The organism is Peribacillus sp. NPDC076916 (assembly GCF_050269675.1).
GTDB lineage: Bacteria > Bacillota > Bacilli > Bacillales > DSM-1321 > Peribacillus > Peribacillus aracenensis.
In genome coordinates this window covers 598,143-610,686 of record NZ_JBNNIU010000004.1, presented here as the reverse complement: position 1 = coordinate 610,686, position 12,544 = coordinate 598,143, and the positions used below count along the sequence as shown (strand labels likewise).

Annotated in this window: 14 protein-coding genes; 13 read left to right on the top strand and 1 reads right to left on the bottom strand. The window is 41.1% G+C overall.

Going from position 1 to position 12,544, the window contains the following annotated elements:
• The first annotated feature begins 13 nt into the window (after window positions 1-13).
• The 6 genes from mnmG to ACQKFG_RS16675 all read left to right on the top strand — a co-directional run bounded on the left by mnmG (window position 14) and on the right by ACQKFG_RS16675 (window position 6,476).
• Window positions 14-1,900 carry a tRNA uridine-5-carboxymethylaminomethyl(34) synthesis enzyme MnmG gene (gene mnmG / locus ACQKFG_RS16700; protein WP_192207375.1) on the top strand — a complete coding sequence of 629 codons (1,887 nt, stop codon included), beginning with the start codon at window positions 14-16 and terminating at the stop codon, window positions 1,898-1,900.
• A 29-nt stretch (window positions 1,901-1,929) separates the two neighbouring features.
• Window positions 1,930-2,646, top strand: a complete 717-nt coding sequence (gene rsmG, locus ACQKFG_RS16695; RefSeq protein WP_141992407.1) for a 16S rRNA (guanine(527)-N(7))-methyltransferase RsmG — start codon at window positions 1,930-1,932, stop codon at window positions 2,644-2,646.
• A 340-nt stretch (window positions 2,647-2,986) separates the two neighbouring features.
• Window positions 2,987-3,847, top strand: coding sequence for a nucleoid occlusion protein (noc, locus tag ACQKFG_RS16690; protein WP_192207373.1), 861 nt, complete (start codon window positions 2,987-2,989; stop codon window positions 3,845-3,847).
• A 259-nt stretch (window positions 3,848-4,106) separates the two neighbouring features.
• On the top strand, window positions 4,107-4,868 hold the full coding sequence (locus tag ACQKFG_RS16685; protein ID WP_230300205.1) for a ParA family protein: 762 nt from the start codon (window positions 4,107-4,109) through the stop codon (window positions 4,866-4,868).
• Entirely contained in the window at window positions 4,861-5,721 is an 861-nt protein-coding gene (locus ACQKFG_RS16680) for a ParB/RepB/Spo0J family partition protein (protein ID WP_427560753.1), read from the top strand. Before ACQKFG_RS16685 ends, ACQKFG_RS16680 begins: the two co-directional genes overlap by 8 nt.
• 53 nt (window positions 5,722-5,774) lie before the next feature.
• Window positions 5,775-6,476 carry a DUF554 domain-containing protein gene (locus tag ACQKFG_RS16675; RefSeq protein ID WP_192207370.1) on the top strand — a complete coding sequence of 234 codons (702 nt, stop codon included), beginning with the start codon at window positions 5,775-5,777 and terminating at the stop codon, window positions 6,474-6,476.
• A gap of 58 nt (window positions 6,477-6,534) precedes the next feature.
• Here ACQKFG_RS16675 and yyaC read toward each other — a convergent pair whose 3' ends face one another.
• Complete coding sequence (gene yyaC / locus ACQKFG_RS16670; RefSeq protein ID WP_192207369.1) at window positions 6,535-7,170, bottom strand: spore protease YyaC; 636 nt, start codon at window positions 7,168-7,170, stop codon at window positions 6,535-6,537.
• A 389-nt stretch (window positions 7,171-7,559) separates the two neighbouring features.
• Here yyaC and ACQKFG_RS16665 point away from each other — a divergent pair, with 389 nt between their 5' ends.
• The 7 genes from ACQKFG_RS16665 (at window position 7,560) to ACQKFG_RS16635 (ending at window position 12,530) form a co-directional block, all read left to right on the top strand.
• Entirely contained in the window at window positions 7,560-8,396 is an 837-nt protein-coding gene (locus ACQKFG_RS16665; protein WP_192207368.1) for a mechanosensitive ion channel family protein, read from the top strand.
• A 20-nt stretch (window positions 8,397-8,416) separates the two neighbouring features.
• Window positions 8,417-8,614 (top strand): DUF951 domain-containing protein, encoded by a 198-nt coding sequence (locus tag ACQKFG_RS16660; protein ID WP_192207367.1) that lies wholly within the window; start codon window positions 8,417-8,419, stop codon window positions 8,612-8,614.
• A 166-nt stretch (window positions 8,615-8,780) separates the two neighbouring features.
• Entirely contained in the window at window positions 8,781-9,881 is a 1,101-nt protein-coding gene (gene ychF / locus ACQKFG_RS16655) for a redox-regulated ATPase YchF (RefSeq protein ID WP_349728594.1), read from the top strand.
• A 296-nt stretch (window positions 9,882-10,177) separates the two neighbouring features.
• The gene (gene rpsF / locus ACQKFG_RS16650) at window positions 10,178-10,462 is read left to right on the top strand and encodes a 30S ribosomal protein S6 (protein WP_053348321.1); all 285 of its coding nucleotides are present in this window, start codon (window positions 10,178-10,180) and stop codon (window positions 10,460-10,462) included.
• Between the two features lie 69 nt (window positions 10,463-10,531).
• Entirely contained in the window at window positions 10,532-11,059 is a 528-nt protein-coding gene (ssb, locus tag ACQKFG_RS16645; protein ID WP_034316149.1) for a single-stranded DNA-binding protein, read from the top strand.
• A gap of 47 nt (window positions 11,060-11,106) precedes the next feature.
• Window positions 11,107-11,346, top strand: coding sequence for a 30S ribosomal protein S18 (gene rpsR / locus ACQKFG_RS16640; protein ID WP_034316147.1), 240 nt, complete (start codon window positions 11,107-11,109; stop codon window positions 11,344-11,346).
• 236 nt (window positions 11,347-11,582) lie between these two features.
• Window positions 11,583-12,530 (top strand): YybS family protein, encoded by a 948-nt coding sequence (locus tag ACQKFG_RS16635; RefSeq protein WP_427560744.1) that lies wholly within the window; start codon window positions 11,583-11,585, stop codon window positions 12,528-12,530.
• The last annotated feature ends 14 nt before the right edge of the window (window positions 12,531-12,544 follow it).

Sequence of the window (12,544 nt, the reverse complement as noted above, 5' to 3'; positions counted from 1 at the left end):
GGAGGAAAAGGATATGCAGTACGAAGCAGGTAGTTATGATGTCATTGTTATTGGTGCCGGTCATGCTGGCAGTGAGGCAGGCCTTGCAGCGGCAAGAGTCGGAGCTAAAACGTTGATGATCACCATTAACTTGGATATGGTCGCCTTCATGCCATGCAATCCCTCCGTTGGTGGGCCGGCAAAAGGGATAGTCGTTAGGGAAATTGACGCTTTAGGCGGAGAAATGGGGAAAAATATCGACAAGACCCATATTCAAATGAGGATGCTCAATACCGCTAAAGGTCCGGCTGTTCGTGCATTGAGGGCGCAGGCAGATAAATTTCTCTATCAACAAGAAATGAAAAAGACGATAGAAGACCAAGAAAATCTAACATTGATTCAAGGAATGGTAGAGGAATTAATTGTTGAAAACAACGTGTGCACGGGTGTCATCACTAAAACAGGCGCGGTGTACCGTGCGAAAACTGTCGTAATCACGACTGGAACATATTTACGCGGCGAAATCATTTTAGGGGAACTGAAATATTCAAGCGGCCCTAATAATCAGCAGCCTTCCATCAGGCTTTCTGAACATTTAGAGCAGTTAGGATTTGATTTGGTCCGTTTTAAAACAGGAACACCGCCACGCGTGAATAGCTCTTCCATAGATTACAGCAAGACGGAAATTCAGCCTGGCGATGAAGTGCCGCGTGCATTTTCTTATGAAACGACAAAGTTCATAACGGATCAATTGCCATGCTGGTTAACGTACACGAATGAGGGGACACACCAGCTCATTGATGAGAATCTACATCGTTCACCAATGTATTCGGGAATGATTAAAGGAACCGGTCCGCGTTATTGTCCATCGATTGAAGATAAAGTCGTCCGTTTTAATGATAAACCAAGGCATCAAATATTCCTGGAACCTGAAGGCCGCAATACAAAGGAAGTTTATGTGCAAGGTTTATCTACAAGTCTGCCTGAGGATGTGCAAGTGAAAATCCTGCAAACAATTCCAGGACTTGAAAAGGCGGAAATGATGCGCGCTGGATATGCAATTGAATATGATGCTATCGTTCCTACACAGCTATGGCCTACACTTGAAACGAAGAAAATCAAAAATCTTTATACTGCTGGCCAAATTAACGGGACATCCGGCTACGAGGAAGCGGCAGGACAAGGATTGATGGCCGGTATTAATGCAGGATTGAATGCACTGGGTAAAGAAGAACTGATATTAAGCCGTTCGGATGCCTATATTGGTGTTCTCATTGATGACCTTGTAACGAAAGGCACGAATGAACCTTACCGATTGCTGACTTCACGTGCAGAATATCGTTTATTATTGCGTCATGATAATGCCGATTTACGCTTAACGGAAATTGGATTCAATATCGGAATGATCAAAGAAGAACGCTACAATCGATTCCTTATGAAAAAGGAAGCGGTTGAAATGGAAAAGGAACGACTGAAATCAAACTTCATCAAACCGACCAAAGAGGTACAAGAAATCATTACTGCAAGTGGCGGCAGTGAGTTAAAGGATGGAATCCGGGCCTCCGATTTATTGAAACGGCCTGAAATGGATTATTCCCATATTCAGAAGTTGGCGCCAAGTGATGACGAACTGAGCGATGATGTGACGGAACAGGTCGAAATCCAGATCAAGTATGAAGGATATATCGAAAAATCCTTGCAGCAAGTCGATCGCCTGAAAAAAATGGAGAATAAAAAGATTCCAGAGAATATCGATTATGATGCAATTTCTGGACTTGCAACGGAAGCACGTCAAAAATTAAAGCAGGTCCACCCGCTATCAGTAGCTCAGGCTTCAAGAATTTCCGGTGTGAATCCCGCTGATGTTTCCATTTTGCTTGTTTATTTGGAACAAGGAAAGATTGCCAGAGTATCTCAGTAATGGAAATACCCGAAAAGGATTGAAAAGACATGAATATTGAACAGTTCCAACAAGCACTGCTGGAGAAAGGGATCGAGCTTTCTCCTCAACAGCTTGATCAGTTTGACACTTATTATCGATTATTGGTGGAATGGAACGAAAAGATGAACTTAACAGCCATCACTGATAAAGAAGAAGTCTATCTTAAGCATTTTTATGATTCAATCAGTGCAGCCTTCTATTTTGACTTTAACAAATCATATCGAATTTGCGATGTTGGGGCTGGAGCTGGATTTCCGAGTATTCCATTGAAGATTTGTTTCCCTGATATCCACGTCTCGATTGTGGATTCTTTGAATAAGCGAATTTCTTTTTTGAATCACCTTGCGGATTCCTTGCAATTAAAGGGAGTTTCCTTCTATCATGACCGGGCGGAAACCTTCGCCCAAAAACAGGAGCACCGCGAATCCTATGATATTGTCATGGCAAGGGCAGTAGCCAGGATGTCCGTTTTAAGTGAACTATGTTTGCCGCTCGTTAAACTGGATGGGACATTCATTGCCATGAAAGCGGCAAGTGCACAAGATGAAATGGATACTGGGAAGAAGGCCATTTTTACGTTAGGCGGAAAAATTGAAGAAATTCATCCTTTCACATTGCCAGAGGAAAATAGTGAAAGAAACATCATTACTGTAAAAAAAGTGAAGAAGACTCCTAAAAAATACCCGAGAAAACCAGGGACACCGAATAAGCAGCCTATTGAATAACCTCTGTAGGATGAGTAAGTTTTCATAGTAAGCGTAGATGATTCAGATATATATGGCTGGTACTTGCCCTTATTTTCTTTTACTATAAATGTATGACCTTATTATTTTCACTCTAAACTTGTGCCCTATGCTGGCTGATTCAGGGAAATAATTTTGGGCAAGCCTGCCGATATTTTTCATGACTGGCCGTCCATTCCTAAATTATTGCCTTGATGGTGCCAGTCGACATGTTTTTTACAGTGTAGGGCCATATGTATAACCATGTCGGGAAATGTATGCAGGACTTGTCCTTTAAATAGAGAATATGTTATTTGGGAGTTTTAAAAGGTGGTGTAGGAAGATGAAGCATCCTTTTTCGCGGTTCTTTGGGTTTGGCGAAAAAGAAGAAGAGCAACTAGAGATGGAGACACCTAGCAATAATAATGAAGAGATAAGAAAAATTTCCATTTCTGATATTGTGCCTAATCGATTTCAACCAAGGACCGTTTTTAATGACGATAAAATTGCCGAATTGGCCCAAACGATCCATACACATGGGATCATTCAACCAATTGTAGTAAGGACTTATGGTCAGGGAAAGTATGAAATCATTGCAGGTGAGCGTCGTTTTCGGGCCATGCAAAAGCTTGGCTGGGAATTGGCACCCGCAATAATCAAAGATTTCACCGATACAGAAACGGCTTCCGTTGCGCTGATAGAAAACCTTCAGCGTGAAGAACTGACACCGATTGAAGAAGCTTTGGCTTATGGAAAACTATTGGAGCTGCATAGTTTAACACAAGAAGCTTTGGCACAAAGACTGGGAATAGGACAATCTACCGTGGCGAATAAGCTACGGCTGCTTAAGCTGCCCCAGGAGGTTCAGGATGCACTTCTTCAAAAGCAAATTACGGAACGCCATGCCCGCTCGTTGATACCGTTGAAGAGTCCTGAAAAGCAGCTTAAACTGCTTTTGGAAATCATCGAAAAAGGGTTAAACGTCAAACAGACCGAAGAGCAGGTCGTCAAGCTCTTGACGGGTACTGTGCAGAAGCCGAAACCTAAGCGAAAAGCGTTTAGTAAAGACATGAGGATTGCCGTGAATACCATACGCCAATCACTCAATATGGTTACAGACAATGGAATAAATTTGGATGCAGAGGAAGAAGAATTCGAGGAGTATTATCAGTTCACGATTAAAATACCCAAGAAAAAAACTTGATTCCCTATCCTTACCCGCTTGGTAGTCTCCGATTGCCAAGCTTTTTTTATTTTCGATCAAAACTGGTATTTCCACTTAAAAAAACATCCCACTTTTCCCGGATTTTTAATGCTTTTAGATATATTTCAAATTTTAAGAGGAATTTCAGAAAACGATTTCTTCCAGTAACATTCATGATAAAATAGAAAGAAATAAATGGATTTACGGTAAAAATCAATAGATAAAAGCGTGATGAAGATAGTTGAAAGCGGGTGAATTCGTGGGTAAGATTCTCGCCATTGCCAATCAAAAGGGCGGTGTTGGAAAAACGACAACTTCTGTCAGCCTAAGTGCTTGTCTTGCTTACATAGGACAGAAAGTCTTAATGGTCGATATTGACCCGCAGGGAAATGCGACAAGCGGTGCAGGTATTGACAAAGCAGATGTGGAACAATGTATTTATGATGTATTGGTTGATGATATCGAGGCCAGTACCGTCATCATGGAAACAAAGGTAGAAAACCTATATGCCATACCTGCGACAATTCAACTGGCAGGTGCAGAAATTGAACTTGTCCCAACCATCTCTAGGGAAGTCCGGTTAAAAAGGGCATTAGAAGAGGTGCAGGGCCAATATGATTACATTGTGATTGACTGCCCTCCATCATTGGGTTTGCTTACGCTTAATGCCTTAACGGCCGCCGATGCAGTTTTGATTCCGGTACAATGTGAATACTATGCATTGGAAGGTTTGAGTCAACTATTGAACACGGTCCGCCTCGTCCAAAAGCATTTGAACCATGACTTGAAAATCGAGGGTGTGCTATTGACGATGTTGGATGCAAGAACAAATCTAGGTCTCCAGGTCATAGAAGAGGTCAAAAAATACTTTCAGGATAAAGTCTATCAAACCATCATTCCCCGCAATGTCCGTTTGAGTGAAGCACCGAGCCATGGAGAACCGATAATTATATATGATCCAAAGTCACGAGGGGCGGAGGTCTATTTAGAACTGGCAAAGGAAGTGGTATCAAATGGCTAAAGGACTTGGCAAAGGACTTAACGCACTTTTCAATAGTGGGGAAATCAGTAAAGATGAAATCGTGCGAGAAATCAAATTAAGGGAATTAAGGCCAAATCCTTATCAGCCCCGAAAGAGCTTTCGGCTTGAAGCTATAGAGGAATTAAAGCAATCCATCATGGAACATGGGATATTACAGCCGATTATTGCCCGGGAAAGCATTAAGGGATATGAAATCGTGGCTGGGGAAAGGCGTTATCGTGCTGCCGAGGAAGCTGGTTTAAAGACAGTTCCGGTCGTTGTTAGGAAATTGAGCGAACAGCAGATGATGGAACTGGCGATTTTGGAAAACCTGCAAAGGGAAGATTTGAATCCAATCGAGGAGGCTGTCGCTTATCAAACGCTTCTGGAAAAATTGGAATTCACCCAGGAGCAGTTGGCCAATCGGCTGGGTAAAAGCCGTCCCCATATCGCAAACCATGTTAGATTGCTATCTTTGCCTGATGGGATTAGGAGATATATCTCCGACGGGGAAATTTCCATGGGGCATGGCCGGGCATTGCTAGGTTTAAAGAAAAAAGAGATGCTTAAGCCGGTAGCGGATAAAATCCTCAAAGAGGGAATGAATGTCAGACAGCTAGAGCAATATATTCATCAATTGAATGATACCGTTTCACGTGAAACTAAACCTAAGAAACAAGAAAAAAAAGATATCTTCATAAAGCAACGGGAGACAAGTCTGCGTGAAAGACTAGGAACGAGCGTAACGATAAAACAAAGCAAGAAAAAAGGAAAAATAGAAATAGAATTCTTTTCAAAGGAAGATTTAGAGAGAATTTTGAACTTGATCGATCAAGAGAACCTATCCTCTTAGATCCCCTTTATGAAAAGATCGTGACGACATATGCAGAAAATTAGGTGGATGAGATGGTATTATTAGGGGCTTTGGTGAATGGTGCCTGCATTTTAATCGGTTCGATTTTAGGAAGGTTTTTACAACATATACCTGAAAAGATAAAAGAAACGGTCATGAGCGGTATCGGTTTGGCCGTCATGGTCTTAGGTTTGCAGATGGGCTTAAAAAGCGATAATTTCCTTGTTGTCATTTTAAGTATTGTCGGAGGGGCTGTCCTCGGTGAATGGATGAATCTTGAGGCTAGGCTAAATTCTTTAGGCAATTGGCTTGAACGCAGGATGAAAGCGAAGGAAGGAATTTCGATATCTCAGGGATTTGTAACGGCTACGCTCATATTTGGCATTGGGGCGATGGCCATCATCGGTGCCCTGGATAGCGGTATCCGGAATGATCATGACGTTTTGATAACAAAAGCGATCATCGATGGCTTTACAGCATTGGTCCTCGCCAGTACGCTTGGCATAGGTGTACTTTTTTCAGCATTTCCGGTCATTCTTTATGAGGGATTCATAGCAATTTTCTCAAGGCAGATCAATACGATGATCCCAACAGCTTTAATGGATTCCTTTATACTGGAAATGACAGCAACTGGGGGAGTCATGATTTTGGCAATTGGTTTGAATATTATCGGTCTGACCAAAATAAGGGTGGCAAATCTGCTTCCGGGCATAATGATCACCGCGATTCTGGTTACTCTCATGTATTATGTATAAAAAAGAAGGAAGGGGGTGGCTGGCCCTTTCCTTCTTTTTTATGATAAGAAAAAACCGATCATAGGGTTTTTTCTTGCTTGAATGACCATGTGAAAGGAGTGATGGAAGGTTTTACTGGATAATGATTTTGTGCTTCATAAATCCCCTCGGCAATGGTTTTGGCCATTTTTAGCACAAGATTAAGACGTGTGTTCTGCAAGACCATGAACTCCATGAATCCACTTACATTCACGATTCCTGTAATATGTGCATTTCCGACGGAAGGAAGATCTTTATTGACCCCAGCCCCTGGCTTCACTGGTCCCTGGCCAATTTGAACGATGCCGACGCTTTTCATTTTCCCTAAGCAAGCATCGATTCCGACGATAAAGGGATTGGCGTGCATTTTTTTGATTTCATTTAATTTTTCCTGTAAATTCATCGCATGTATAGGGTCATCCAGAGTACCATGAACATGGAATGAAGAAGAACCGTTTTCAGCTTTTTCACTAAGCAGAGTGCCGACAAGTGGTCCGAGTGAATCGCCTGTGGAACGGTCCGTGCCTATGCAGACGATGACGATTGGTTGGAGCTTTCCGGTTGGTAGGAGGTTGATTAATTCCTGGGAAATTTGTTTGGATGCATCCGTATCTTCATGCAGGATGCGACTCAATCTATTTTTATTATTATTAAATAGACTAGAATTCAGATTCATCGGCTCAACTCCTTTACTTTATTTGGTATTACAGTATACGGATAAAAAGGGGAAAATATACGGTATTTAACATCCTGGATGAGGGAATTTTTTGTAGAACAGGCAAACAGGTGAAGGGGATATGAATTGCCGTTATCCTCTACCAATTGCTTTCATTTATACTTTCTAGTAAATAATTACTTTAATATTTGGGAAAAAACTTCTAATTCTTTTACCTATATACCCAAATTTTTTTTGTACAGAAACCATTATTTATTGATAAAATAGAGAAAATCCCCTACTTCATGGTTATATCAGTGCATGAAGGGTGGGGGAATCCGTCTATATGGGAAAAATCATATAGATGATATAAAAGTTTTGCAGTTAATTGCATTAGGCAGGAGGAAAATATGGATCGCATTTATGATAACGTTACAAAAGAGATATTGGATGAAAAGATATGGCTGCTGATGGGCGAGGGGATTATTAAAATCTTCCTTGTTCTGTTGTTATCGCGTATTATTATTAGAATAGGAAAGACTATTCTGAATAAATTTTTCAAAGCACGTTTAAGAAGTCCCATTCGGGTATCGGAGCGCAGGGAAGCGACACTCATTAAATTGCTCGAAAATATCATTACCTATGTCATCAATTTCATTGCCTTGATAATGATTCTAGAAATTTTTGGAATTGAAGTAATGCCATTACTCGCTGGTGCCGGTGTTCTCGGTTTGGCAGTTGGTTTTGGTGCTCAAAGTTTGGTCAAGGATATAATTACAGGATTTTTCGTTATTTTTGAAGATCATTTCTCGGTTGGGGATTATATTAAAATCAATAATTTTGAAGGGGAAGTCATTGAAATCGGGCTTCGTACAACGAAAATTAAAAGCGGTGCAGGTGAATTGCACTTCATACCCAACGGAAGCATCGTTCAGGTCACGAATTATTCCATTTTAAATAGTATGGCTGTCGTTGATGTGACCATACCTAACGATGGATCGATCGAGCGTGCTGAAAAGGTGCTGATTGATCTTTTAAACAGTATGGAAGGCAAATACGATGCATTGATCAAAACACCTGAATTTTTGGGAATTGAAAAAATTAGTCCTGAAGAAATCGTCTTTCGGATTAAGGCGGAAACAAAGCCGATGCATCACATTGAAATCAGTAGGATATTAAGAATTGAAATAAGTGCTGCGCTTGATTCAAGTGGGATTAAATCTACGTACAATGGCAGCGAGTCATAGGAATTAGGGGGCTCATGGTTATGGAAGAAAAGGAATTTGCACTTAAAGATATTGTGGAAATGAAGAAACCGCATCCCTGTGGAGTGAATAAGTGGAGAATTATACGGCTCGGTATGGATATCCGGATAAAATGTGAAGGGTGCGGCCATAGCGTGATGCTGCCTCGACGTGAATTCGCGAAGAAAATGAAAAAAGTTCTGCAAAAGCATGATGAGTGATCATGCTTTTTTTTTGAGTGAAAGCAGTCCTGCGTTTCTCATGATTTACTTGTCTTTTTAGGAAGCGAAATCTATAATTGGGAAAGGTTTAGGTAATTGGAGGGTCTTTAAAGAAGATCAGTTCTTTTCCCATATGTACGAATCATCTTGAAGGAGTGAAATATAAATGGCTTTAACAGCTGGTATAGTCGGTTTGCCTAACGTAGGTAAATCCACTTTATTTAATGCAATTACTCAGGCGGGTGCGGAATCTGCTAACTATCCTTTCTGTACGATCGACCCAAATGTCGGGATCGTGGAAGTGCCAGATCACCGTCTGCAAAAACTGACTGAATTGGTAAAACCGAAAAAAACCGTTCCGACAGCATTTGAATTCACGGATATCGCCGGGATTGTAAAAGGAGCAAGTAAAGGAGAAGGATTGGGTAATAAATTCCTTTCCCATATCCGTCAGGTGGATGCAATTTGTCAAGTCGTCCGTTGTTTTGCAGACGATAACATTACCCATGTCTCCGGAAAAGTGGATCCAATCGATGATATCGAAGTCATCAACCTTGAATTGATCCTTGCCGATTTGGAATCTGTTGTCAAACGCATCGACCGTGTCGGAAAAATGGCTAAGCAAAAAGATAAAGCCGCTGTGGCAGAACATGAAATCCTTGTAGCTTTAAAAGAAGCATTGGAAGATGAAAAGCCTGCACGTACCGTCGAGTTCACTGAAGAACAGCAAAAAATCGTGAAGGGCATGCATTTACTTACAGCGAAGCCGACGCTTTATGTGGCGAACGTGAGCGAAGATGAAGTGGCGAATGCTGACGATAATGAATATGTACAGCAAGTTCGTGAATATGCTGCTAAGGAAAATGCCGAAGTGATCGTGATTTGTGCCAAAATCGAAGAAGAAATTGCAGAGCTTGAAGGTGAAGAAAAGGAAATGTTCCTATCTGAACTTGGCATCGAGGAGTCAGGTCTTGATCAGTTGATCCGTGCTTCTTATAACCTGCTTGGATTGGCAACATATTTTACAGCTGGTGTACAGGAAGTGCGTGCTTGGACATTCCGCAAAGGAATGAAAGCACCTCAATGTGCAGGCGTCATTCACACGGACTTCGAACGTGGTTTCATCCGTGCCGAAACGGTTTCTTATACCGATCTACTTGAAGCGGGCAGTCATGGTGCTGCAAAAGAAGCAGGTAAAGTTCGTTTGGAAGGAAAAGAATACATCGTTAACGATGGCGATGTTATCCATTTCCGTTTTAACGTTTAAGAATCAAAGACCCTACCGTTCATAAGTAGGGTCTTTCAGTTTGTCGACAAAAGGAGTTGATTGGAACGGAAGGTAAGAGACCCCTGCAAAGCAGGGCCGAGGAGGCTCCTGGACCGCCCGCGGAAAGCGAGTGCCTGAAGTGGAAATCAACGGTCATTAGATTACAATTAATTGTAATAAGTCGAACCGTTCGTTGCAAAGCCTCTTTAACTATGCTATAATTTTATCTTGTGAGTAATTATAAATAATTGCTCCTTGCCCAATTGGGCCGCTTAGACCAAAAGGAGGTGACAGTGATGAGAAAATACGAAATTATGTATATCATCCGTCCAAACATTGAGGAAGAAGCTAAAAAAGCTTTAGTTGAACGTTTCAACACAATCCTTTCTGATAATGGTGCGGAAGTAGAAGCAAAAGAATGGGGTAAACGCCGTCTTGCATATGAAATCAATGATTTCCGCGATGGTTACTACATGCTTCTTAAAGTTAACGCTGAAAGTGCTGCGATTCAAGAATTCGATCGTCTTGCTAAAATCAGTGAAGACATTATTCGCCACATGGCTACTAGAGAAGAAGAATAATCCGATATTTAATATAAATTCTAATCTTGCTTCATATGAAACAAGATTGAAACCTAGGGGTTGATTCTGATGATGAATCGCGTAGTTTTGGTAGGACGCTTAACTAAAGATCCTGAATTACGATATACACCTAATGGAGTTCCCGTAGCTACCTTTACTTTAGCTGTGAACCGTAGTTTTACGAATCAGCAGGGTGAACGTGAAGCGGATTTCATTAACTGTGTAGTTTGGCGTAAACCGGCAGAAAATGTAGCTAACTTCTTGAAAAAGGGCAGTTTAGCTGGCGTGGATGGACGTGTCCAAACACGTAATTATGAAGGACAAGACGGCAAACGCGTATATGTGACGGAGATTCTGGCTGAGAGCGTTCAATTCCTTGAACCACGAAGCAGTTCAGCGGGTGAAAGAAATGAAGGCGGTTCTTACGGTGGGGGTCAAAGAAGTTATGGCAATAATAACGGAAATGACAACAATTCGTATGGACAAAATCCTAATCAGAATCAACGGAGCAATAACAACTACACTCGTGTAGATGACGATCCGTTTGCAAATGACGGTAAGACAATCGACATTTCAGATGACGATCTTCCATTTTAAACAGCCGTTTAAAATGAAAATTCAAAAAGCAGGGAGGGAAATTTATCATGGCAATGGGTGGACGTAAAGGACGCGGTAAGCGTAAAAAGGTTTGTTATTTCACATCTAACGGAATCACTAAAATTGATTACAAAGATGTAGATCTTCTTAAGAAATTCGTCTCAGAACGCGGTAAAATTTTACCACGTCGTGTAACTGGTACAAGCGCTAAATATCAACGTAAATTAACGATTGCTATTAAACGCTCACGTACTATGGCATTACTACCATATGTATCTGGTGAATAATAAAAAGGCACATTGAGGAGTTATCCTCAATGTGCCTTTTTTATAAGCTGTCACCCATGCCTGAAAACCGCTGAATTGCGGTTTTTTTTATTTCATTAGGAAGTTATCCGGACGTTTTCCTCAGAAAAAATAATCATATCCTAAAAAAGAATGTGATGTTTGAAATATCCTGGCCGTAACGGATACAATATAAAGATGGAGATAAGACATCAATAATAACAGGGGGTGAAATAAAGATGAATAGCGGAAGACGGATTGCCGAGGGCGGAGCCCTTCTGGCACTATATTGCATTTTATTGTTCATCACCATTCAAATCCCACTATTGGGTATTTTCACTACTTTCTTTTTACCCATTCCATTCATTCTTGTCACAATCAAACAAAAGTTATCGTGGAGCCTTGGTTACTTATTCGTAGCCTCGTTATTGTCGATCCTCATCGGGACGATATTGTCTGTTCCGCTGACCTTGCTCATGGGGGCAACGGGAATCGCGATCGGCTATTTTTTGAAAAAGGACAAACCGATGGCACCTATGTTCATAAGCGCAGTCCTAGTTTTCCTGGGAGGCATTTTATTAATATATGCGGCTTCAGTATTGATAACGGATATTAATTACATAGAAGAATCGATGGACATGGTTGAGGGGTCCATCGAAAATACTATCGGCATAATGGATTCTTTTGGACAGGCACCGACGGAACAAGTCAAAAAGCGGATGTATGAATCAATCGATATGATGAACACGCTGATGCCAAGCTTGTTCGTCTTGATGTCCGTCATCATGGTTTTATTGATTTTCTTTGCAGCGCATCCCATTGTGAAGAGATTCAGTGATAAGGCGTTAAAATGGCCCCATTTTCGAGATCTGCGACTCCCGAAAAGCCTTTTATGGTATTATTTAATTACGATGCTTCTGGCTCTTTTTGTGAATACGGACAAGAACAGTTTTGTATATATGGCCATAACGAACCTATTTTTCATACTGCAGTTCTTCATTTTATTACAAGGTTATTCCCTGATATTCTATATCGCTCATGTTAAGTCATGGGTTAGGGCCATACCTGTTTTAATCGTGGTTTTTTCTTTGCTGCTGCCGATTCCGATTATTACGACGGCTGTTCGATTTTTAGGTATAATAGATTTAGGCTTTCCTTTTAGGGAGACAATCAAGAAAAAGGAATAGAAGACTTTTTGTAA

Coding starts and splice junctions, on each gene's coding strand:
- ssb (WP_034316149.1), top strand. CDS start 10,532: ATGATGAATCGCGTAGTTTTGGTAGGACGCTTAACTAAAGATCCTGAA.
- ACQKFG_RS16665 (WP_192207368.1), top strand. CDS start 7,560: ATGGATCGCATTTATGATAACGTTACAAAAGAGATATTGGATGAAAAG.
- mnmG (WP_192207375.1), top strand. CDS start 14: ATGCAGTACGAAGCAGGTAGTTATGATGTCATTGTTATTGGTGCCGGT.
- noc (WP_192207373.1), top strand. CDS start 2,987: ATGAAGCATCCTTTTTCGCGGTTCTTTGGGTTTGGCGAAAAAGAAGAA.
- rsmG (WP_141992407.1), top strand. CDS start 1,930: ATGAATATTGAACAGTTCCAACAAGCACTGCTGGAGAAAGGGATCGAG.
- rpsR (WP_034316147.1), top strand. CDS start 11,107: ATGGCAATGGGTGGACGTAAAGGACGCGGTAAGCGTAAAAAGGTTTGT.
- ACQKFG_RS16680 (WP_427560753.1), top strand. CDS start 4,861: ATGGCTAAAGGACTTGGCAAAGGACTTAACGCACTTTTCAATAGTGGG.
- yyaC (WP_192207369.1), bottom strand. CDS start 7,170: ATGAATCTGAATTCTAGTCTATTTAATAATAATAAAAATAGATTGAGT.
- rpsF (WP_053348321.1), top strand. CDS start 10,178: ATGAGAAAATACGAAATTATGTATATCATCCGTCCAAACATTGAGGAA.
- ACQKFG_RS16635 (WP_427560744.1), top strand. CDS start 11,583: ATGAATAGCGGAAGACGGATTGCCGAGGGCGGAGCCCTTCTGGCACTA.
- ACQKFG_RS16660 (WP_192207367.1), top strand. CDS start 8,417: ATGGAAGAAAAGGAATTTGCACTTAAAGATATTGTGGAAATGAAGAAA.
- ychF (WP_349728594.1), top strand. CDS start 8,781: ATGGCTTTAACAGCTGGTATAGTCGGTTTGCCTAACGTAGGTAAATCC.
- ACQKFG_RS16675 (WP_192207370.1), top strand. CDS start 5,775: ATGGTATTATTAGGGGCTTTGGTGAATGGTGCCTGCATTTTAATCGGT.